The organism is Lysobacter sp. CC-YZS074 (assembly GCF_056739745.1).
In genome coordinates, this window is record NZ_CP200301.1 from 623220 (window position 1) to 645730 (window position 22511).

Here is a 22511-nt window from a genome sequence, read left to right on the forward strand (position 1 = left end):
CATTATTCATCAGCAGGTTAGCCTCGGAATGCGCCACGGCGCTGGGTTCCGCCGCCCACGTGCCTGCCAGCCATCACGTCCCGCTCCAACCCCGCTTGCCGCCCCCGAATCCGAGGAGTAGGGTCGGACTCCAGACGGACATTTTTCCGTCTGGCGACGAACCAGGCCGACATGCAGATACCCGTTTCGCGAGACGCCGCCGAACAGGAATCCGCTACCGAACCGGTGGCCGATCTGCCGGGGGCGGGTGGGGCCGGACCCGCCCCGCGTGTCCCGCACCTGGCACCGCTGATGACACCCCGCAACGCCTCGACCGTCCGGTCGGGGCGTTTGCATTCGTGCTGAAGGAGGCTTTCATGTTCGAAGAACAACCGCAGCCGGAAATCGAAGCGCTGATCAAGGCAAACCCCGAATTCAAGCAGCTCTACCAGCATCACCAGACCCTGGACAAGAAGGTGATGGACGCCGAACTCGGCCTGCTGCCGGTCGACGACACCACCCTGGCGCGCATGAAGCGCGAAAAGCTGGCCGCCAAGGACCGTCTGGTCCGGATGTACGACACCCGGAGGCACTGAGTCCCTCGCGGGCGGTGGCGGCCTCCTCGTCGGCCGCCGTCGCCCACGAAGGCGCCGTTGCCCCGGACGAACCCGATCGGGCGCCGGTAATAGGCGTGCTTCTGTAGGAGCGGCTTCAGCCGCGATCGGGTAAACGGCCGCGTGCGCCACCCCAGGATCGCGGCTGAAGCCGCTCCTACAAAAAATCCGGTCCGGCTTGACCCGCCGCGGCGACGAGCCGCCGGAGCCAGGCCCCCGCGCCCTTCCCGTAGAATTCCCGTATCCGCCGCCCTTTGCGCGACGCCATATCCGTGCCCGAATGCCCATCGCCTCCTCCGTACTCGACCTGATCGGCAACACCCCGATCGTCAAGGCCCAGCACCTCGACACCGGTCCCTGCGAGCTCTACTTCAAGCTCGAATCGCAGAATCCGGGTGGCTCGATCAAGGACCGTATCGGCCTGAAGATGATCGAGGCGGCCGAGGCGCGGGGAGACATCAGGCCGGGTGACACCCTCATCGAGGGCACCGCCGGCAATACCGGCCTCGGGCTGGCGCTGGTCGCCCAGCAGAAGGGCTACAAGCTGGTGCTGGTGGTCCCCGACAAGATGAGCCGGGAGAAGATCTTCAACCTCAAGGCGATGGGTGCGCAGGTCGTATTGACCCGCTCGGACGTGGCCAAGGGCCACCCCGACTACTACCAGGACCTCGCCGAGCGGCTCGCGCGCGAAACCCCGGGCGCCTACTTCATCAACCAGTTCGGCAATCCCGACAACCCGGCCGCGCACGAGGCCGGCACCGGCCCGGAGATCCTCGCGCAGATGGCCGAGGTCGGTGGGCTGGACGCGATCGTGTTCGGTTGCGGCAGCTCGGGCACCATGACGGGCCTGTCGCGCTGCTTCGCCGAGCAGTCCCCGCATACGGAGCTGATCCTGGCCGATCCCGTCGGTTCGATCCTCGAGGACTACATCAACCGCGGCGAGATCGTGGAGAAGTCCGCCAGCTGGATGGTGGAAGGCATCGGCGAGGACTTCCTGCCGCCGATCTCCGACTTCACCCGGGTGAAGAAGGCCTACGCCATCTCGGACCGGGAGAGCTTCCTGACCGCCCGGCTGCTGCTGGAGAAGGAAGGCATCCTCGGCGGCTCGTCCACCGGTACCCAGCTGGCCGCGGCGCTGCGCTACTGCCGCGAGCAGACCTCCGCGAAGAAGGTGCTGGTGCTGGTCTGCGACACCGGCAACAAGTACCTGTCGAAGATGTACAACGACTACTGGATGCTCGACAACGGCTTCATCGAGCGCGAGCAGCACGGCGACCTGCGCGACCTGATCCTGCGGCCGTTCTCCCAGCGCGACACGGTGGTCGTCGGCCCCAACGACCTGCTGGTGACCGCCTACCAGCGCATGAAGCTGTACGACGTCAGCCAGCTGCCGGTGATGGAGGGCGACCAGCTGGTAGGCATCGTCGACGAGTCCGACGCCCTGCTGCACGTCTACGGCGACGAGGCGCGGTTCCGCGACCCGGTGTCGACCGCCATGGTCAGCAAGCTCGACAAAATCGACGTGCGCCAGCCGATCGAATCGTTGCTGCCGGTATTCGACCGCGGGCACGTCGCGATCATCACCGAAGGGGAGCGGTTCCTGGGGCTGATCACGCGGATCGACCTGCTGAACTACCTGCGGCGGCGGGTGGAGTGACGGCCGGCGAATTGTGGGCAGGCCGGCCGCGATCCGTAACTCTGTTCAGCTTACGAACTCCACGATCGCCCGGCGCCCAGCTGCTAAACTTCGCGGTCGCCTCGCCGTGGTAACGGAACGCACGACATGAGCAAAGAACACACCGGCGAGTCCGGCTCCAGGCCCGGTCTCGGCACCTTGGCCATCCACGCCGGGCAGAGCCCCGACCCGAGCACCGGCGCGGTGATGACGCCGATCTACCAGACCTCGACCTACGTCCAGTCGAGCCCCGGCGTGCACCAGGGCTTCGAATACACGCGCAGCCACAACCCGACCCGTTTCGCCTACGAGCGTTGCGTCGCCGCCCTCGAGGGCGGCACCCGCGGTTATGCGTTCGCGTCCGGCATGGCGGCGACCTCGACGATCCTCGAACTGCTCGACAGCGGTAGCCACGTGATCGCGATGGACGACGTCTACGGCGGCACCTATCGCCTGTTCGAGCGCGTCCGCCGCCGCACCGCCGGATTGGACTTCAGCTGGGTCGACCTCGCCGACCCGGCCGCCTTCGAGGCCGCGATCCGTCCCGAGACGAAGATGGTCTGGATCGAGACCCCGACCAACCCGCTGCTGAAGCTGGTCGACATCGCGCAGATCGCCGCGATCGCCCGCAAGCGCGGCCTGATCGTGGTGGTCGACAACACCTTCTCCTCACCGATCCTGCAGCGTCCGATCGAGCACGGCGCGCACATCGTCATGCACTCGGCCACCAAGTACCTCAACGGCCACTCCGACATGGTCGGCGGCATGGTGGTGGTCGGCGACGATGCCGAACTGGCCGAGCAGATGGCGTTCCTGCAGAACTCCGTGGGCGGCGTGCAGGGGCCGTTCGACAGCTTCCTGGCGCTGCGCGGGCTGAAGACGCTGCACCTGCGGATGAAGGCGCACTGCGAGAACGCGCAGGCGCTGGCCGAGTGGCTGGAAACCCATCCGGCGATCGAGAAGGTGATCTACCCGGGGCTGAAGTCACACCCGCAGCACGAGCTCGCCAAGCGACAGATGGACGGCTTCGGCGGGATGGTGTCGATCGTGCTGAAAGGCGGCGTCGAGGCGGCGAAGCGCTTCTGCGAGCGGACTGAGCTGTTCGCCCTCGCCGAGTCACTCGGCGGGGTCGAGAGCCTGGTGAACCACCCGGCGATCATGACGCATGCGTCGGTGCCGGTGGAGCGCAGGGCGGAGCTGGGCGTGAGCGATAGCCTGGTGCGGCTGAGCGTGGGCGTGGAAGGCGTAGGTGACCTTCGTGGAGACCTTCAGCGGTCGCTTGATCCGACATCGACGAACGGCAGTTGAGACTCGAACGGTGATGCCGAGCTTCCTCTCCCATCTCCGGGACAGCGCCCGCTATCCGGAGTTCTGGTCGTATTCCAGCTGGCTCGACATAGCGACCAAGTATCGGCGCACGAGGCTGGGGCTGGCGTGGGTCTTCCTTCCGGTGGCGATATTCGTAGGAGCCATCGGCAGCATCTATTCGCGGCTGATGGGCCACGACCCCGCGTTTTTCATTGCCTATCTCGCCACGGGATACGTGGTGTGGCGCTTCATGGTCCAGTGCACCAACGAGGCGGCTTCCATCCTGCGCAGCCACAAATCGTTCATCATGGACGGACGCACACGTCTGACTGACTTTGTGCTGCGATCCCTGTCCAAGGCATTTTTCTATTTTGTCTGCTCGTCGCTGGTACTTGTTGGCGTGTTGATATGGTCGCCGGACATGCACTGGACCAACATTTTCAGTATGGCGCTCACGTTCCCGCTGGTGGTCGCCAACATGGTTTGGTGGTCGACCTGCATGTCACTGGTCGGCGCGCGCCATCCCGATACGGGGGAGGCGGCGAATACGATGCTCCGTTTCGGCATGCTCCTGACCCCCATCCTCTGGGTGGGAGAGCGATTCCCTCCGGGGCACATCGGCTGGTGGGCGGTGCACCTCAACCCTGCTTATCACCTGATCACCGTGGTTCGCGCACCGGTGCTCGGGCAGCCGATCCCGTCATCGAGCCTGATCTACGTCGGCGTACTGACCCTGCTGGGATGGGGCCTGGCCAGCTTGCTCTACCGGCGCTACGCACGTTTCGTACCCCTGTGGATATAAGGACGGGGGTACCCGATCGATGAGCGCTTACATCCGTGCAGTCAACGTCGGTCTCGACGTTCCCTACTACGTGCAACCGCAGCAGCGCGATACCTCCTGGTTCAAGACTCTGCTCGGTGCCGCGACGTCGCTGCCCAAGCGCCAGTTCGCGACGCTGCTGGACGATGTCACCTTCAACATCGAGGAAGGGGATCGGGTCGCGTTGATCGGCAGCAACGGTGCCGGAAAGACCACGTTGTTGCGGGTGCTGACGGGCGCTTTCCAGCCCACGCGCGGACACGTCGCGATGCAGGGCTCGCGCCAGGCCCTGCTGAACCTGAGCCTGGGATTCAACCAGGAAGGGACGCTGGTCGAGAATATTTTCCTGCGGGCGACGGCGATGGGGCTGCGCGCGGGGCAGGTGCGCGGTCAAGTGGATTCCATCCTGGAATTTTCCGAATTGGCCGAACTCGCGAACCGCCGGCTCCTCACGCTCTCATCGGGCCAGCGCATGCGTCTGGGTTTCGCAATCTCCACGGCGATGCAGCACGACATCATGCTGCTCGACGAGTGGTTTGGTGCCGGCGATGCCCAGTTCGTCAAGAAGGCGCGGGGGCGCCTGATGGACCGGGTGGAGGGCAGCAAGATCGTGGTCGTCGCCAGCCACAACACCGATCTTGCGAAGAAGATGTGCAACAAGGGGTTGCTGATCCAGAAGGGCAAGGTGGCCTATTTCGGGGAGATCAACGAGGCGTTGGCGCGCTACCGGAAGGCGGTGCAGCGTGCAAAGGCGGAGCGGGAAGCCGCTGCTGCCGCTTCGGGAGAATTGGCCGTGGCCCAGGTTGCAGGCGAGCGCACGGCCCAAGAGAAAGCGGCCGGTCCACGATGAGCGCCGCGTTTACACGGGTCGTGTCCAGAGCTGCCGAACGCTCGGAGAACGGGGGCCGGTCCGATGGGCGCTGAGGCGGGAAGGACCCCGGACGTCCCGACCCCGGCGGCGACCATGGATGACGGCGCAGGCAGTCAGGCTTCGCTCGAGCGGGAGGTCCAGGACCTTCGTAACGCCTTGGCGCGGGAGGAGTCCCGCCGCCTCGAGCTGCTGTCGAGCACTTCCTGGAAAATCACCGCGCCGCTGCGTGCTCTGAAGACCCGTGGCTGGCGAGCCGCCCTGCGAAATCTCATTTCGACGCCGGGCGGCCGCGCTGACCAGGACGCGGGGATTTCCCGGCCCTTCGTGCCGCCCGCCCTGCGCGCTCCCGGTGGACTCGCCCCCGGGAACCCCAACGCGACCTACAAGCTGGTCGATGCGACTGCTGCACTTTCACGCGTGGTGAACGCCGCCGTCCCCCGAGGCGGAGTGCCGGACAGGGCGTTGCGCATCCTCTTCTTGGGCGGCGACGAACTGGCGCACGAACTGTCGTTCGACGCTGCAGTGATCCGTGCCGGGGAAGGAGATTGGTCCTCCCGGCTGGACGAGTGCCAGTTCGATTTTCTCCTGGTGGAGACTGTCTGGCACGACGGGCGCGGTCACTGGCGCTACAGCCTGGTCGGCGATGCCGAACGTAGCGCCGACGCGGTGGATCTGCTGGAGGGATGCCGCCGCAAGTCCGTGCCGGTAGTGCTCTGGTTCCGGGAGGACATCCGCAACTACGAGCGCTTCGCCTGGTTGGGCCGGCACGCGGACCTGCTGTATGCGGTCGACGAGGTCGTCCGCGACCGGCTGTCGCGCGACTACCCGGACAAGAACGTCCAGCTCCTGCCGGTGGCCATCCAGCCCGGCCTGCACAACCCCGTGCGGTCCTATGCGCTGAGCGAGTCCCGGGCGGCTTTCGATGATCAGGTCCTGTTCGACGGCTGGTGGGAACTTTCCGCAGGAGCGTCGGGAGATACCCTGATCCGGGAGATGCACGGCAAGGGATTGCGCATCTGCGAGAGCGACTGGGAGTTCAGCGAGGTCCGGCTTGCCGATTGCGGTGATTTCTCCCCGGAGGTCATCGGGTGTGTCGATCCACTCGCGAAGGTGGCATTGAACAAGTTGATGCCACTGGAGCTCTTCCGCGATTCGGTTTTCCGGGTGCCGTGGCGCCAGCAGCAGGCGATGCTCCGGGCGGCGGCGTGCGGTAGCCTGGTGGTGCACCCCGAGTCCTTGGCCCGGGGAGCGCTGCTACCTGGCCTCGCCGTCCGTCCGGACGCAGCCACTGCCCCTGAACTGATCTCCAGGGCGGCAAGCGACCGGCTCTGGCGTGACGCGCTGTCCCACCAGGTCTGGCGTGAGGTCATGACCGGCCACTGCCTGGCCGACCGCCTGGGCAAGATCGCCGGTGATCTAGGCATCGCGCGCCGTCCGGCAGAGCCGCCCACGGTCGCCATGATCCTGGTGACGATGAGGCCACAGCTGTTGGCCGGCTGTCTGGAGCGGTTCAGGGCGGACGTATACCCGAACAAGGAACTCGTCGTTGTGCTGCACGGGTCGCAAGACCTGCAAGCGGCCAGATCACTGGTCCGGCCCGGCGAGCCTATCCGGATCGTGTGCCTGGGGCGCGAGCGCAGTCTTGGCGCCTGCCTGAACTTCGCCATCGGACTCTCCGATGCCGAGTACTGGAGCAAGGTCGACGATGACGACCTCTACGGGTCGAACTACCTTTCGGATCTGATGCTGTGGAGGCGGGCGATCGATTTCGATGTCGCCGGCAAGCCGCCGATGTTCGCGCTGCTGGAAGAGCGGGACGCACTGTACTGGGATCCGGTGTGGGCGGCCCATGCCCACCTGCTCCACGACAGCGCGACCGCCACGAGCGCGCTGATCGCGGGGGGGACGATCACGGCGCGGCGAGAGGTCATCGACGAGGTGCCGTTTTCGGAGACGCGGCGCGGCGGCTCGGATTCCGATTTCATTCGTCGCTGCTACGAGGCCGGACGGGACGTCCTGGCCGTCGACGGGTTCAATTTCGCCAGGTACCGGAGCGGCAAGGCGGGTTTCCACACGTGGAAGCACGACAACAGCGAGCTCCTGGAGCGCGCGCAACGGATAGGCGACTCCGGTGATGTCCCGGATCGGGTTTTTCTGTAGGTAAACGCCGCACGACATTGGCGCCGCCCTCGCCGCCGGCAAACATCACCCAGCTCCAAAAAATCGAGGCCCCCATGCCTGTTCTGACAGTCAAGCGAATCGCGTTCGTCATCGGCATCTCGATCAGTGCCGCGGTCTTTGTCCTTGGCTACTTCCAACGTGATCTGTTCCTGGCCCTCGCCGGCATCTCGATGGCGGGTGCGGGTCTGGGGCTGCTCGGAATCGGTATCTATCGTCGAGCAGGTTATCTGATCGTACTGTCGAACCAGCGTGCCGCACACGCCGAGGCGAGGCTGGAAGCGCTTGTACAGGGTCAACAAGCAGTGGAAAAGCAACTACGCAGCGCGGAATCGGGAGAGCTGCGCGTTCTCGTGCTGAATGCGTTCCGCGAAACGATGGAGCGTTGCGACTCGATCGAAGACAGGGCGTCCCGCCTGCTGGAGCAGCAGCGCCAGTCAACGCATGCCGGCGAATACCTCAAGCACGCACTGGGCGCGCTTGGCCACCGGCTGGATCGGGAACTCGGCGGCCTCAAAGGGAGTTTCGACAGCGCCGCGCAGCAAGCCGGTCGCGAGCTGACGGCGTTGCGGTCGCAGGTCGAGAGTGGCGAGCAGGGCGTACTCCGCGATCTGGGGCTCGTGATTGCCCGGCTCGAGGAGGCCGGGAAGCAAAGCCGTCGTGACTCTGGCGCCGTGGAGCAGGCCGTGGGTTCGGTGCGTGATGCGCTGGAGAAGGAAGCAAAGCGGCTTGTCGACAGCTCCTCTGCGGTATCGGCTGAGCTGAAATCCCTGGCTTCCTTGGAGAAGAAGTCCATCGAAGCATTCGCCCGTCCGTTCGAGCGCATTGAGAAGGAGGTTGCCAACCTCCGTTACTCTGTCATCAACGACAATTCTTCGCTTTCCTCGTTGCTGGAGCGCTGCGCACCTCGTGCAGTTCTGCCGGAGTTCTCCGGTTGGGCGCTGGAGCCGAAATCGATCGCGCTGCTCGTTGAGCTGATACTGCAGCGCAGGCCGCAACTCGTCGTGGAGTGTGGAAGTGGCGTCTCGACCATCTGGCTTGCCTACGCGCTCGAGAAGACCGGCGGGCGACTGGTCGCGCTCGAACATCTGGAGAAGTTCGCCGATGCGACGAGGGTTGAACTGGAGCGGCACGGTTTGACGCATGTCGCGGAAGTGCGCACCGCTCCCCTGGAAGACTTCGAGATCGGTGGAGACACCTACAAGTGGTACGCCGAATCGGGATGGGCGGGCCTGGAGGGTATAGATGTTCTGCTGGTCGACGGGCCTCCCAAGGCCACCGGGCCGCTCGCCCGTTATCCGGCATTGCCGCTGCTCGAAACTCGCTTCGCCGCTGATGTAATGGTGGTGCTCGACGACATCCATCGCGAAGAGGAGCGCGAAATCCTCGCACGCTGGCACCGCGAGTTCTCGGGCCTGGGAGCACAGCATTCCATTGGCCCCCGGACCACCGCAGTCGAGTGGCGCACGGCGGATCGGTCGTGAACAGCGAAGTTCCAGTGACTACTTCTTTGCAGAAGTCCGGTGCGCTGAAGCGCCGCCGGGGCGTATATGCCGACGTGCTGAGAGCGTATCTGGGCGTGGTGGAGCGGCTGCCCGACGACCGCGTGCTGGACCGGCTCATCCTGCGAACCGGCTCCAGGCGCGCCCTGGATCTGCTTGCCTTGCATGCGACGGACGGCCGCATGCGGTGTGCCGATGTGCTCGGGCACGTGTTCAGCGCTGGAAGCGACTTCACCACCCTCGGGGTACGGGCTGGCGTCGTGGTCGAACCTGTGCTCGTGGTGCGCATCGCTCGCATCCTCGCTTTGCAGGACCAGCAGGAGCGCGACAAACCCGACGCCCTGGCGGTGATGAAGTGGGTGCACCGGCAGAAAGGTTGCGCACCCTTCCGTTCGGACCATGCGCGGCTGTTCCAGAATCTAGCCTTCGCGTCGGGAGATTTCGATCTGGCCGCCGCCCTGGCCCGTGAGATTCCCGTGTCGCGTCTGGACAAGTTGATCATGGAGGCGGATCTGTCGAATCCGCTCGGCGGATCGCCCTTCAAGGACGAAGTCCGCTGGGCGGAAACCTTCGGCCGCCTTTTCTCCCGTGATGGCCTCGAGCCGCCTTCGCTTCTCCCGGGAGCTGCGGGTGAACCTTTTGATCGCCTCGGATGCGACGCGAATCCGGGCGTTGTCGACGGGCCGCTGGTGTCGGTCATCGTCACCTCATGGCACCCGGGCACGGGCCTCGAGACCGCCGTCCGATCCCTGCTGAACCAGACGTGGCGAAACCTCGAAGTGCTGGTGGTCGACGATGCGTCTCCCGGCAGCTACGGGCCGCTGCTGGAAAGTGTCGCCGCACTGGATGCGCGAATCAGGCTGATCCGGCTGGACCGCAACGGTGGCACGTACGAGGCGAGGAACGTCGGGCTCCGACTGGCGCGGGGGGAGCTGGTCACCGGCCAAGATTCGGACGACTGGAGCCATCCACGGCGCATCGAGAAGCAGGCCAAGGCGATTCTCAAGAGCAGCCATCGCATTTCGTCGGCGAGTCACGCCTTCCGGTGTGATCCGACCCTCGTGTTCAATGCACCCGGCACTCAGGCGCGGCGGGAAAACGCATCGTCCTTGATGTTTCGCCGGGCGGAAGTGCTCGAGCGTGTCGGCTTCTACGACAGCACGAGGAAGGGTGGCGACACCGAATACATGCTGCGCATCCGCAAGGCGTTCGGAGAGCGGAGCCATCGCACGCTCGAGCACAACCTGGCGATGATCCGCCAGTCGATTGGGTCGCTGTCCACCGCGGAGTTCCGGCCCGGCTGGCGGCACCCGAGTCGTTCGGCGTATCGCAGGAGCTACGAATACTGGCATGCCGCCTGTGCCGAGGAAGCCATTCGACTGGAGCCGGACACCGGTCGCGCGGGTCGGTTTCCCCTGCCAGCCCGCTTCAGGGTCGATCCCCGAGCGGAACCCGAGCTGGACCTGGTGTTCGCCGACGACCTGCGTGGGAGCAGGGACCTTCTGCATCTGCGTGCTCTACTGGACGAAATCAACGTTGCCCTGCGTGCCGGACTGGGCGTAGGCGTGCTGCACCTGCGTTCCCTGCGGGAAATGAGCGTGGAGCGCATCGATACCTTCTGGGCACCGATTTCGAAACTGCTCCAGCAGGGCAGGGTGCGGGAGGTCCTTACCACCGACGTGCAGTCGCCCCGGGTGCTGGTCATCAGGCGACCCGAGGTGGCTGTCTTCCTGGCCACGCAAGGCATAGCCCTGCGGCCACGGGAAGTCATCGTGGTGGCAGAAGAACCCTTCGCGGGAAGTGTGGGCAAGGTCTGGTACGACCCGACGGCCTGCGACAGAAATCTTCGTGAAGCCTTTTCCCGTCGTCCGGTGTGGCGTGCCAAAGAAGCATTGGCCGACGCGTTGCGGGGTGTCCTGCATCAGGACGCTCGCCTCGGCCCGCCGTATCCGATGGCGATCGATCCTGGAACATGGCGTTCGCCCCGTCGTGATCTGTCGGGGCGTCGGCCGGTGATTGGATGCGTGGCGCTGGAGGATGCGCGGAACTTCCCCCGGCAGCGGGATGCGCTCCTGAACTCCTACCCTCCTACCGGCAAGGCCCCGACCCGGTTTCTCGGGGGAGAGGCGGAGCTGTCGGCCATCCTGGGCGACCGGCCGATGCCGGCGAGCTGGAGAGTCCTGCCGGAAGGCTCGATGGCTGCGGACGTCTTTCTGAGCGGATGCGATTTCTTCGTCTACTTCGGTCAGGCGTCGACCGCCGAAACCCCGGTGCGCCTGTTCGCACAGGCGATGGCAAGCGGCTGCGTGGTGATCTCCTCGAGGCGCCACGCGTCAGCTTTCGAGGGAGCGGTGATTCCAGCAGAACCCGAAGAGGTGTACTCCATCGTTTCGGAGCTGTCGAAAAACCCCGAGGCACTTGCCAACCAGGCTTCCATTGCCCGGCGGTATCCGGAGCGGTTCGATGGTGCGGCCTTTCTGCGAGGGCTGGGGTTGCGGGACGCGCCCTCTGCAAAGCGGCCGGCTCCCGAGAAGTCCATCGTGCCGGAACTGGTTGCAGGCACGCCCGAGGTGATTCGCGATTACATCGCGATCGCAAGGAGGACCAGCGATTCCACGCGCCTGGACGCGACGATCCTGCGAACCGGATCGGAGAACGCGCGCGAGCTGCTTGCACGCATGGCATCGCGCGGACGGTTTTCGGTAGCCGACATTATTGGGCACGCGGAGGCGGCACGAGCACCCGGACGACGCTCGGCCGCGCTGACCGCGCTCGCGGAACTCGATGCGGCCATGGCCATTCGCCTGGCGCGGATCCTGGTCTTGCAGGCGCTTCGCCGCGACGACCGGTTGAACGGGGTCACGCTGTGTGAGGCGATGGTGATCTCACATGGCGCCGATGTGGTGCCGAGGAACTGGTCCAAGGTCTTCATCGATGCAGCCCTTCGGCTGGGAATGCACTCGACCGCGCTGACGCTGAGAAAGGTGCTCAGGCTCGGAAAGCAGGACAGCCAACTGATCGACATCGACCTCCAGCATCCGGTGTGGTCGAACCGCGACGCCGAATGGATTGACGCATTCAACTCCATCTTCCGCGACTGGGGATTGAACGAACTTCGCCTGGCCGAGGCGATGGACGGGCTCGCCGTTTTCGACCGCATCGACTTCGATCTGGATGGACAGGAGCCCATCGACAGCGACGTCATGGTCACGGTGATCATCACGGCATGGCGGCCAACCGTGGCGCTGCTCTCATCGTTGCGCTCGGTGCTCTCGCAGACCTGGCGGAACCTGGAGGTCCTTGTAGTCGACGACTGCTCGGGCCCGGAATACAGCCCGATCTTCGAGGACTGCCTCGCCATGGACCCGAGGGTCAAGGTGCTCAGGCAGCCGGGCAATCAGGGCACCTACATGGCCCGAAATCGGGGGCTGTCCGTGGCCACGGGCGAGTTCGTCACATTCCAGGACGCGGACGACTACAGCCACCCGAAGCGGATTGAACTCCAACTGCGTCCCTTGTTGGACGACCACGGCCTCATGGCCAGCAGGAGCGCGAGCGTCCGGGTCGATCGTGACCTGCTGCTGGCCAATCCCGGCAGTGCGGCCATACAGGGCAACGCTTCGTCCCTGATGATCCGTCGCGCGGATGTGCTCGACCGCATCGGCCACTTCGACGTGGTGAGGAAGGGCGCCGACACCGAGTACGCACTCCGCATCGCGGCGGTCTTCGACGGGGGGCTGGTCGAGCTTGACCACAAGATGCCGTTGTCACTGGTGAGGCTTGAGCCGAACTCACTGTCGCGAGCCGAGTTCAGACCGGGCTGGCGGCACCCTGCGCGTTCGGCATACCGCGAAGCGTATGAACTCTGGCACGGTCGCATCACGGCCGGAGAAGCCTCGCCTTATTTTGATTCCGGCACAGAGCTGCGTCCCTTTCCTGCACCGCAGCGGTTCTGGATTGACCGTGCGACCGCCGCCGGATACGACGTGGTGTTCATTGGCGACTGGCGGCAGTTCGGCGGCCCCCAGAAGTCCATGGTGGAGGAAATCCGCGCCCTCCACGCCGCGGGACTCCGTCTGGCTATCTGCCACATGGAGGCATTCCGGTTCATGACGAAAGAGCGGCAGCCTCTCTGCGCTGCGGTCCGTTTGCTCATCCACGACGGCGTGGTCGACCAGATCGCCACGTCGGACCAGGTACGCGTTCGCCTGGCAGTGCTGAGGTACCCTCCCATCCTGCAATTCACCCAGGCCGACGCGGTCGCGTGGGAGCTTTCCTCGGCTGTCGTTGTCGCCAATCAGGCGCCCAGTGAACACGACGGCAGTGACGTCCGCTACTGCGTCTCCGACTGCATGCGCAATGCACGCTCGCTTTTCGGGGTGGATCCGGTGTGGATTCCCCAGGGTCCGCTGGTGCGCGAGGCGCTTCTGCCATTGGTTCCGCACGAGCTCCTCGATCCGGTGGACATGCCGGGTATCCTCGATGTGCGCGAGTGGCATGTGGAAGAGCGTCATACCGATGGGCGCGTGCCCGTAGTCGGTCGGTATTCGCGCGACAACCCGTTGAAGTTCCCCGCCACCGCGGAGGAACTGATGCAGGCGTATCCCGACCGCCCGGACATCGCCGTGCGGATTATGGGCGGTGCGCGTACGTGCGGCGCCCTGCTGGGAGATGCGGGCTTTCCGTCCAACTGGGACGTGCTTCCCTACGGCCAGGTGGACGTGCGGGAATTCCTCGCCGGGATCGACTACTTCGTGTATTTCGACAACGACCGGATCGTCGAGGCGTTCGGAAGGTCCATCCTCGAGGCGATCGCCAGCGGTCGCCCGGTCATACTTCCGGAAAAGTTCCGGCCGGTCTTCGGCGAGGCGGCACTGTATTGCAAGCCCGCCGAAGTAGCCGCGCTTGTTCTCGGGCTTCACGGCGACCGGGAAGCGAGAGTGGCGGCCAGGGCGCGCGCCGCCCTTGAACTGCGCAACCGTTTCAGCCACGAGGCGTACGCCCGGCGGCTTGGCACCCTGCTGGCAGGCCTGCAATGACGAGACCATTTCCCATGGGCAATTCTTCTCCTCCTGCCGCGACCGGAGTATCCGGGTTTGCGGGAAGTGGATTCCGCTTCGAGATCCAGGCACTGCGGGCGATCGCCGTCCTGTCGGTCCTCGTGTTCCACATCTGGCCCGACGTCCTTCCCGGCGGCTACGTGGGCGTCGATGTCTTCTTCGTGATCTCCGGGTACCTGATCACCGGCATCCTCTTCAGGCAGTTCAGCCAAACCGGCCGGATCTCCGTCCGGGAGTTCTATGTGCGGCGGATTCGCAGGCTGCTGCCCGCTGCCGCGGTCGTTCTGGTCGCCGTGGCCTTCATGGTGCCTCTCCTGCCGCGCACCCAGTGGGATGACACGATCACCGGCATCGGTGCCAGTGCGCTCTATGTCCAGAACTGGTGGCTTGCCGGTCAGGCGGTGGATTACCTCGCGGCAGAGTCCGCGCCCAGCGCGGTCATGCATTTCTGGTCGCTCTCGGTGGAAGAGCAGTACTACATCGCCTGGCCGCTGTTGCTGATGCTCGTCGGCGTGGCGCCGCTCGGCTGGCGGCGGGAGCCGGGCCGGCTGTTCGCGGGGCTTGTTGCATTCGTGGTCGTCTCGTCGCTGATCTACTCGATCTGGCTGACCCACACCAATCCTTCGCTGGCCTATTTCTCCACCCTGACGCGGGCGTGGGAGCTCGGTGTCGGTGGTCTCCTCGCAGTCACGTTCCGCTGGCGGGAACTTCCACTCGGCGTGCGCGAGGCAGCGACGTGGCTCGGTCTGGCAATGATCGCGGCGGCCGTGGTCACGTTCGACCAGTCGACACCGTTCCCCGGCTACATGGCGGTGCTTCCCGTCCTTGGCACGGCCCTGGTGCTGCTCGGAGGAGAATCCCCCCGCCGGCTCAGTGCGTACAACCTGCTGCGCAGACGCCCCTTCCAGTACTTCGGCGACATCTCCTACTCCCTGTACCTGTGGCACTGGCCGGTCATCATCTTCTACACGGCGGCAGTGGGACGCCCCCCGGTCTTTGTCGATGGCGTGGCTGTCTTCGTCGTCTCGTGCGCACTGGCCCACCAGTCGAAGGTGCTTGTCGAAGACCGCTTCCGGCATCGGTCGGCGGACGCGCACGGGCATGGCCGCGCGTTTGGACTGGCCGTCGTGTGCATTGCCGTAAGCCTTGCCGCCGCATGGGCGGCGCCGCGCCCCTGGTCGCAAAACGAAGCCGTGACTGCTGCTGCGGCGGCGACCGAACGTGACGCGGCGCCAAACCTCCACCCGGGTGCGGCGGTCCTGACCGACGGTGTCACGGCCCCTGATGCCCCTATTATTCCGGACCCCTCCGCCGCCCGCAGGGACGTTCCGGCGCCGTATCGCGACGACTGCATGTCCCGCGGCGACAGCACTGCGGTCAAGGTCTGCCACTACGGGAACCAGGAGGGCGAGTACCGCGTCGCACTGGTTGGCGATACTTATGCCGCGCAGTGGCAGCCGGCGCTTGCCGAGGTGGCGCACGCTAACGGGTGGGCGCTCGACGTGGTAGTCAAGACCGGATGCGTACTCGGAGACATCCCTCCGCGAGACAGCGACGACAAGCTCTTCACCGCGTGTGAAAAATGGAGGCAGAAGCTGCCCGGGCAGATAAAGAAGCTTGCTCCCGATCTTGTCTTTATCGCGCAGTCGCCCGCGGGTCGCGTCATGGGTGCAAACGGGGGAAGTCCTCGAGCCAAGTTGCTGGCACAAGGGCTCGCGCACGCTGCCAGCGCGCTGGCCGAGTCGCCCGACCAAGTGGTTCTTGTTCGTAGTACGCCCGCTCTCGGAAGCGCCTGCGGGAAGACCCAAGAACTGGAAACCTGCTCGCGCCCTCGAAATAGGGCGCTAAGAGGGCAAGATCCAGTCATTGAGGCAGCTAGAGCGGTTAAGGGTGTTCGTCTCGTCGATCTCAGCAACGGGATCTGTAGCGAAACGGCCTGTAACGCTGTAGTCGGTAATGTCGCCGTCTACAGGGGCACTGCGAACCTCACCGCTACATATTCCCGCTCGCTCGCCCCTGAATTTGCCCGGGCTCTTAAGGAGCTGGGCTTGCCGTCGGTGAAAGTGCCAAGCTTCGAAACGCTCCCGAAGCCGAGCAATCTGCCTCAGAGAGCGGTAGCGGCCAAGCGAGACAATCCCGATCTTTACGCGGATGGCTGTCACGCCACTCACGCATCGAGTGAGCCGACCTATTGTGTTTACGGGGATCGCAGCTCCGATGTCCGCATAGTTCTAGCCGGTGATTCGCATGCTGCTCAGTGGCTCCCACCGCTGCAGGTGCTGGCCAACAAAAACCACTGGGCCCTCTATAGCTTCACCAAGTCAGCCTGTGCTTTTTCCGATGCAGAAGTGCAGAGTGGAGGGCGACCCTACGAGTCGTGCACTACTTGGAACGCGAATCTGATGAACCGACTGGAATCTTTAAAGCCTTCGCTGGTCGTTACCAGCCAGTCACGCGGGCATCGAATACCCGGAGAGGATAGCGACGAGGAGAATGTGGAGGAGCTGGCCAACGGCCTGCTTGCCCGTTGGAAGGAGTTGCGCTCACGCGGCGTGCCGGTGCTGGCCATTGCCGACACCCCGTGGATGGCCCAGGACATACCGGACTGCCTCAGCGCTCCGCGCTTCGTAGCGGGGAGCTGCGACACCCCCATCAGCGAGACTCTCGATAATCCGGACTCGATCCTCCGCGCGATGGAGGCCAAGCCTAACGTCGGGTTTGTCAACTTCAACGATCTGATATGCGAGGACGGCGTCTGCCCGGCGATGAAAGATGACGTGATCCTCTGGCGGGACCGACACCACCTGACCGCCACTTACGCACGTTCATTCGCTCCGCATCTTGAGCCGGCGATAAAGCAATCGCTTTCAAAATAATCTATGTGTACAGGATGACAATATGAAAATTTCTGACGCCAAGTTGGCCATTGTAGGACTCGGTTACGTCGGCTTGCCGCTGGCGGTTGCGTTTGGTCGTCGTTTCCCCGTCGTCGGGTTCGACATCAATGCGGCGCGCATCCTTGAACTGAAAGGCGGGTCGGACCGGACGCTCGAGGTGTCCCCGGAGGATCTGTCAAGTGCAGGCCAGCTGACCTACACAGACCAGTTGGCCGAATTGCGCGATTGCAACGTATTCGTGATCACCGTGCCGACTCCCATCGATGCGGCTCGCCAGCCGGACTTCGATCCCCTGCTCAAGTCGAGCGCGGCGATCGGCAGCATCCTCAAGAAGGGCGACCTCGTGATCTACGAATCGACCGTCTACCCGGGCGTGACGGAAGAGGTGTGTGTCCCGGTGCTCGAACAGGCGTCCGGCATGAAGTTCAATGAAGACTTCTTCTGCGGCTACAGCCCGGAGCGGATCAACCCCGGTGACAAGGAGCGTACCGTCACCAAGATCACCAAGGTGACGTCGGGCTCCAACCCGGACGTCGCCGATTTCGTCGACGAGCTGTACGCGTCGATCATCGAGGCGGGGACGCACAAGGCAAGTTCGATACGGGTCGCGGAAGCGTCCAAGGTGATCGAGAACACGCAGCGCGACGTCAACATCGCACTGATGAACGAACTTGCGGGGATATTCAACCGCGTCGGTATCGATACCCACGAGGTGCTGGCCGCCGCAAGGACCAAGTGGAACTTCATGCCCTTCTCGCCCGGTCTGGTGGGAGGGCACTGTATCGGTGTCGACCCGTACTATCTGGCTCATAAGGCGGCGATGCTGGGTTACAACCCCGAACTGATCCTGTCGGCCCGGCGCATCAACGACGAGATGGGACCGTACGTCGCCGGGCGCGTGATACGCCTGATGGCCGAATCGCGGATCAATGTGGTCGGGTCGCGCATTCTGGTGCTGGGGGTCGCGTTCAAGGAAAACTGCCCCGACGTGCGCAACACCAAGGTGGTGGACGTCATCTCCGAACTGTCGGGTATCCACGCGGACGTCGATATCCACGACCCCTGGGTGAATGCGGAAGAGGTCAGGCACGAATACGGCGTCGAGCTGACCGCGGACCTGGTGGAAGGCAGCTACGACGCGGTCGTTCTTGCCGTGGCTCACAAACAGTTCGTCGGCAAGGGCGCGCAGGTTGACGTCCAGCGGCTGCTGAAACCGGGTGGCATCATCTTCGACGTCAAGGGTGTACTGGAGCGGAGTGATAATGTGTTCCGACTCTGATCGGACGGACACGGGTCGGCACCCCTGCGTGTCGTCGATCGGCACGACCGGAGCAACCGCGCAGGTTCCGGTAGAGGGCCGGGGCGGACCGCTTAGGCCGTTCCGGCCCGCCATCAGCAGGGTTCTAGTCTTCCTTGTGCCCGCACTGGTCGTCGCTTGTGGCGACCCGGCGCCCCCTTCGCAGCCGCAGGTGCATCTGCCTCCTGTGCTGGAGTCTTCCGCTGGCGGGGAAGGCTCCCCCGCGGCTGCCATGGGTGAAGGTGTTCGCCTCCTGCTCGGAACCGGCGGGGCGACACTGGTTTACGACAGGGTGGTTGCCGGCCCCGCGGGAACCGAGCGGCAGGCCTTCGTGGAGCTGCCCGATGCTGAGGTGGAGCGCGCATCCAGGCGGGCTGCTGACGCATTCTCGAAAGCCGGTTACACAGTCGTAAAACAACGTGACGGCGAGGACGGCAGCCGTTGGATCTACCTCCAGCGTCCGGGGGAAAACAGGCTGAACATCCTTGTCAGGCCGAGGGGCGTCGGCCCCGAGCTACAGACGCCTGGAGCGGCGAGCTCCCTGAGAATCCGGCAGAAGGTTGACTAGGTCGGATGTTTACGTGGCCCCAGTGCTGGCCGTCGGTCGTAGTGATGGCCCGGACCGGCCGGGATTCTCAGCCGGGTAAGGAATTGACGATCAGAAGGCCAAAATGAACGCGTCGTTGTCCTACAGATTCGGGTTTCTTCTCGCTCGCGAGGGCAAGGTTCCGCCCGAAAGCATCATTTCCGGCTGGAGGCACTTGTCGCTGGCGGGATTCGTTCTTCAGACACACCCGGAGACAACAGTCCGGATTCTGTCCTGCGACAGAACATCTGTGGTGGTGGTCGGTGATGTCTTCGCTGTGGGCGACGACGACAATATCGACGCCATCCTGAAACAGCTGTGCATTGACGGGAACTGGCAACACCTCGATCGCCTCGCGGGACGCTTTGCCCTTCTGATCCTCACCGACGGCGAATGCCGGGTGGTGCATGATCCGTTCGGCTCGCGCTCTGTCTACTATCGCCGTGATGACAGGCTAGGAATTTCATCCCATGCGGGCCTCCTGGCCGCGGCTTTCGGCGACACCGTGGACGAGGACGCCCAGCGTTTCGTCCGGGCTCCCGAGTACAAGGCCCGCGGGACCAGCTACCTACCCGGCGACGCGACGATGTTCGGTGCGATTCGAGCGCTGATCCCGAACAACGGCTACGACTCACGGACCGGGCGCACGTTCAGGTATTGGCCGCGCAATCCCGTCACGCCCGGGACCATGGAGCAGTTTCTCGCCGGATGCGATACCTATTTCTCGAAATTCGCCGCGCACCTGCGAGGGCTGTATACGCCACTGTTGGGCGTGACTGGAGGGGTGGACACCCGGGCAGTAATAGCCGGTCTCCTGGGACGCGACCTGCCCATGAGAACGGTCACGTGGACCGGGGGAAGGTTGCCGGAAGAGGAAGTGGACATAGTGGCGAGGATGGTGCGCCACCTTGCAAGGCCGCACGTGTACATGAAGCCGGGAGCGGTCCAGGGCGACCGCCGCTTTGAAGCAGTACTCCAGGCGACCGATGCTGCCACCGGGTTCTGCGGACGCGGCAACTCCAAGCTTTCGGCGAACATGGCGATGATTTCCGCACCGGGCGACGTGTTTGTAAGGGGATATGGAGGAGAGATAATCAGGGGTTTTTATAACCGCCATGGCCACGCGGTAGGCGACGACGTGGCAAAGGGCTTTTTCAGGCTTTACGCGACCCGCCGTGTTCCTAACCCCTCCGCAGAATTCACCAAGTTCTCCATGCGTGCCATCGAAGGATTCATGGAGAGGGCCAACTACGACGGCGACCTCTTCAACTTGGACCTGCGTGACCTCTACTACTGGGAGCAGCGCATGGGAGTCTGGGGCGCAAACATGCACAACGAAATGGATCCCGCGGTGTACTCGATCACTGGACTGAACAGCCGCACGCTCTACGAAGCGGCCTTCGGGCTTCCGGATTCGGTGCGGCTGGGCAGCGAGATCATGCTGCACATCACCAGACGATACGACGCGCGCCTCGCGGAGATCGGGCGCCACTCGTAGACCCGCTGGCAAGCGAGCTGCGGCAGGACTCTAGCCTGCGTCCCTTGCTTCGATAAGACGCGGCATCCAGATTTCGACAAAAGCGGGAGTGCCTCCGGAGGCATCCGTCCCGAGCGCGACGAGCCTGAAGCCGATTTCATGGCACGTTCCATCCGACAGTGCTCCGCTCTCGACCGTCCACCGACGGAAGTCCTTTCCGGCAAATGGAACTCCTGCCGGGTTCGAGGGCTGGCCATCTATGACGACATCGAGCGCAGCTGGTACCGAGCCTTCCCGCGAAACGGGCGCATAGGCGAAGAACTCCAGCGTGCTTCGCCGGCTTCCACGTTCGGTGCACACCTGGGTGGTAAGCAGCAGCTCGTCACCCGCCCGGACAGGGTTGGGGTGCTGCAGGGTGGTAACCAGAAAGCCCCCGTAGCGGCGAATGCGATCACCATCCTCTGCGGCCGTACGCTGGTAAAGCTCGCGGATGCCGGCCCGCTTCAACGCCGGGACATCGAATGCCCGGGGCCGAGCGTCCAGAATGTTCTGTTCCAGCCGGGAATCCACGGGGCGTCTGTTGAGAGACACTTCCCAGCCGGAGAGGATCCGGCCATCCGCCTCGCGGTAGAGTCCGAGGGACGCAAGATGCACCGCCACTCCTGCCACAGCAACGAGCGCGGTGCCTCCGACAGCCGCACGTAAGTCGATGCGTGTCGCTCCCGCCGCGCCGGGGCGTGGTCCAGGAGCGCCGGGGGCGAAAAGGCAGCCGATCGTGATCGCCCCGATCATCCATATCGGGAAAATGTTGTACGGTTTGTTTTCGAAGAACAGGAGCAGTGGCAGTGAAAGTGCGACCAGAAAGATGAGTAGCGTCAGTAGCAGGGGCTGGATGGAGCAGGAGCGCAGGAAAAGCCGCAAAAGAGCTGCGAGAAAGAGCACGCCAAAAGCGATACCGAAAACATCGGCATAAAACAGCACTGCTTCCCGCTGCCCGGTCGAGAGATCGCGCGGATTCCGGAAGACATAGTCCCAGTCACGGGTATAGGTCAGGCTGTAGAGGCGTTGCGCATGGGTGGCGACCCTGAGGCTGCGCTCCAGAGGCGAAAGGGCCCAGCTGGACAGCCCGTTGGATATCGCGAGATCTCTCGCGGCTTCCGGGGTGCCGTAGCCTTCGGAAAAGCGCGGTCGGAAGCGCCCGAACCAGTCGCTCCTACCGTTGCCAAGTCCGCTGGCATTGGCCGCGAACTTCATCCCCTCGAGCACCGGCCGGGGTGCCGGTTGAAGTTGCAGTTGCCGGTCGGCGGCACTTGATAGCGCGTAGCCCACCAGTACGAGTCCGGTGGCCACCACCAACCGGACGCCCTGCCTCTTGGGGTATTGGCCGGTGAGTCGGCGCGACATGAGTATGAGGCAGCAGGTAGCAGCGGTGCATAGGCAGAAGATCAGTCCGTAGCCGCGCTGGACTTGCGTCAGGTACACAACGACGCCCGCAACGGCCGCCAGCCCCAGGATCTTCCAATTGGGCTTCGCGCTTGCCCGGCCCGTACCGCAGCTTACGCAGAACAACCACGTGCTGGTCGAAAGAAAGAACAGACCCCAGAGGTCATGGCTCGGAATGAGGATCGTCATTACCGGCAGCGGGGCTGCAGCAAACAACAGGCTGGCCGACTGTGCCGCTTGGTGGCTTCGAATGCGCCTCGCCACGTCATACACAACCAGCTGGATTGCAGCGAACAGCGCCACATTGACGAGTTTCAACGCCAACTTGGCGTCGGGGCCGAGAATCTTAACGACGGGATACGGGAAGAACAGCGCCCTGGCGTAATACGGTCCCTCTACTCCGGCGTATTCGCCCTCCTGCACCATTCTGCCCGCGTACCTCCAGTACTGCCGATAATCGGCGGCCCAATCGGGTACGACCGTGGCAACCATGAACAGGTGTACGACGACAGTGCCCACAAGCGCAGTTGCCAGGAAGGGGAGGGGAGCGATCGGCTCACCTCTGCGTCCCAACCACCAGACCGTCAGGAACCACCCCACGGTAGTGACGGCGATAACCGCAGCGGCAGCCACCCCTTGGCCCCCATGGCTGCTGACCAGCTCCCAGCTTCTGGCGGAGTCGAAGGTGCCGACCACCCCCATGGCTACACCGAGCGCCAGCAAAAGTATGGCCGCACTCACTGCCGATTGCGCGATCCAGCGCATGGAATTCTCGCCATTCGGCTTGAGAATCTTCATAGGACT

General features: G+C 64.2%; 12 protein-coding genes. 11 read left to right on the forward strand and 1 reads right to left on the reverse strand.

Going from position 1 to position 22511, the window contains the following annotated elements; all coding sequences use genetic code 11:
• Positions 1-356: 356 nt before the first annotated feature.
• From U8331_RS02705 to U8331_RS02755, 11 genes are all read left to right on the forward strand, one after another.
• Entirely contained in the window at positions 357-575 is a 219-nt protein-coding gene (locus U8331_RS02705; protein WP_481132100.1) for an HP1242/YdcH family protein, read from the forward strand.
• A 298-nt stretch (positions 576-873) separates the two neighbouring features.
• Entirely contained in the window at positions 874-2250 is a 1377-nt protein-coding gene (locus tag U8331_RS02710) for a pyridoxal-phosphate dependent enzyme (RefSeq protein ID WP_481132101.1), read from the forward strand.
• 126 nt (positions 2251-2376) lie between these two features.
• Positions 2377-3576 carry a cystathionine gamma-synthase gene (locus tag U8331_RS02715; RefSeq protein ID WP_481132102.1) on the forward strand — a complete coding sequence of 400 codons (1200 nt, stop codon included), beginning with the start codon at positions 2377-2379 and terminating at the stop codon, positions 3574-3576.
• 13 nt (positions 3577-3589) lie between these two features.
• Positions 3590-4378: an ABC transporter permease gene (locus U8331_RS02720; RefSeq protein ID WP_481132103.1), complete on the forward strand. Its 789-nt coding sequence runs from the start codon at positions 3590-3592 to the stop codon at positions 4376-4378.
• Between the two features lie 19 nt (positions 4379-4397).
• Positions 4398-5246, forward strand: a complete 849-nt coding sequence (locus U8331_RS02725; protein ID WP_481132104.1) for an ABC transporter ATP-binding protein — start codon at positions 4398-4400, stop codon at positions 5244-5246.
• A 114-nt stretch (positions 5247-5360) separates the two neighbouring features.
• The gene (locus U8331_RS02730) at positions 5361-7427 is read left to right on the forward strand and encodes a glycosyltransferase family 2 protein (protein ID WP_481132105.1); all 2067 of its coding nucleotides are present in this window, start codon (positions 5361-5363) and stop codon (positions 7425-7427) included.
• A 74-nt stretch (positions 7428-7501) separates the two neighbouring features.
• Positions 7502-8929 carry a class I SAM-dependent methyltransferase gene (locus U8331_RS02735; protein WP_481132106.1) on the forward strand — a complete coding sequence of 476 codons (1428 nt, stop codon included), beginning with the start codon at positions 7502-7504 and terminating at the stop codon, positions 8927-8929.
• Complete coding sequence (locus U8331_RS02740) at positions 8926-13986, forward strand: glycosyltransferase (RefSeq protein ID WP_481132107.1); 5061 nt, start codon at positions 8926-8928, stop codon at positions 13984-13986. The genes U8331_RS02735 and U8331_RS02740 overlap by 4 nt, the downstream gene beginning before the upstream one ends.
• Positions 13987-14000: 14 nt before the next feature.
• On the forward strand, positions 14001-16883 hold the full coding sequence (locus tag U8331_RS02745) for an acyltransferase family protein (protein ID WP_481132108.1): 2883 nt from the start codon (positions 14001-14003) through the stop codon (positions 16881-16883).
• Positions 16884-16905: 22 nt separating this feature from the next.
• Complete coding sequence (locus U8331_RS02750) at positions 16906-18183, forward strand: nucleotide sugar dehydrogenase (protein ID WP_481132109.1); 1278 nt, start codon at positions 16906-16908, stop codon at positions 18181-18183.
• 689 nt (positions 18184-18872) lie between these two features.
• The gene (locus U8331_RS02755) at positions 18873-20285 is read left to right on the forward strand and encodes an asparagine synthetase B family protein (RefSeq protein WP_481132110.1); all 1413 of its coding nucleotides are present in this window, start codon (positions 18873-18875) and stop codon (positions 20283-20285) included.
• 30 nt (positions 20286-20315) lie between these two features.
• On the opposite strand, the gene U8331_RS02760 is transcribed toward U8331_RS02755, so the two are convergent.
• Positions 20316-22505: a hypothetical protein gene (locus U8331_RS02760; RefSeq protein ID WP_481132111.1), complete on the reverse strand. Its 2190-nt coding sequence runs from the start codon at positions 22503-22505 to the stop codon at positions 20316-20318.
• Positions 22506-22511 lie beyond the last annotated feature (6 nt).

Bases quoted from the DNA above. Each gene is read 5' to 3' on its own strand.
- U8331_RS02705 (WP_481132100.1), top strand. From the start codon at position 357: ATGTTCGAAGAACAACCGCAGCCGGAAATCGAAGCGCTGATCAAGGCA.
- U8331_RS02710 (WP_481132101.1), top strand. From the start codon at position 874: ATGCCCATCGCCTCCTCCGTACTCGACCTGATCGGCAACACCCCGATC.
- U8331_RS02715 (WP_481132102.1), top strand. From the start codon at position 2,377: ATGAGCAAAGAACACACCGGCGAGTCCGGCTCCAGGCCCGGTCTCGGC.
- U8331_RS02720 (WP_481132103.1), top strand. From the start codon at position 3,590: ATGCCGAGCTTCCTCTCCCATCTCCGGGACAGCGCCCGCTATCCGGAG.
- U8331_RS02725 (WP_481132104.1), top strand. From the start codon at position 4,398: ATGAGCGCTTACATCCGTGCAGTCAACGTCGGTCTCGACGTTCCCTAC.
- U8331_RS02730 (WP_481132105.1), top strand. From the start codon at position 5,361: ATGGATGACGGCGCAGGCAGTCAGGCTTCGCTCGAGCGGGAGGTCCAG.
- U8331_RS02735 (WP_481132106.1), top strand. From the start codon at position 7,502: ATGCCTGTTCTGACAGTCAAGCGAATCGCGTTCGTCATCGGCATCTCG.
- U8331_RS02745 (WP_481132108.1), top strand. From the start codon at position 14,001: ATGGGCAATTCTTCTCCTCCTGCCGCGACCGGAGTATCCGGGTTTGCG.
- U8331_RS02750 (WP_481132109.1), top strand. From the start codon at position 16,906: ATGAAAATTTCTGACGCCAAGTTGGCCATTGTAGGACTCGGTTACGTC.
- U8331_RS02755 (WP_481132110.1), top strand. From the start codon at position 18,873: ATGAACGCGTCGTTGTCCTACAGATTCGGGTTTCTTCTCGCTCGCGAG.
- U8331_RS02760 (WP_481132111.1), bottom strand. From the start codon at position 22,505: ATGAAGATTCTCAAGCCGAATGGCGAGAATTCCATGCGCTGGATCGCG.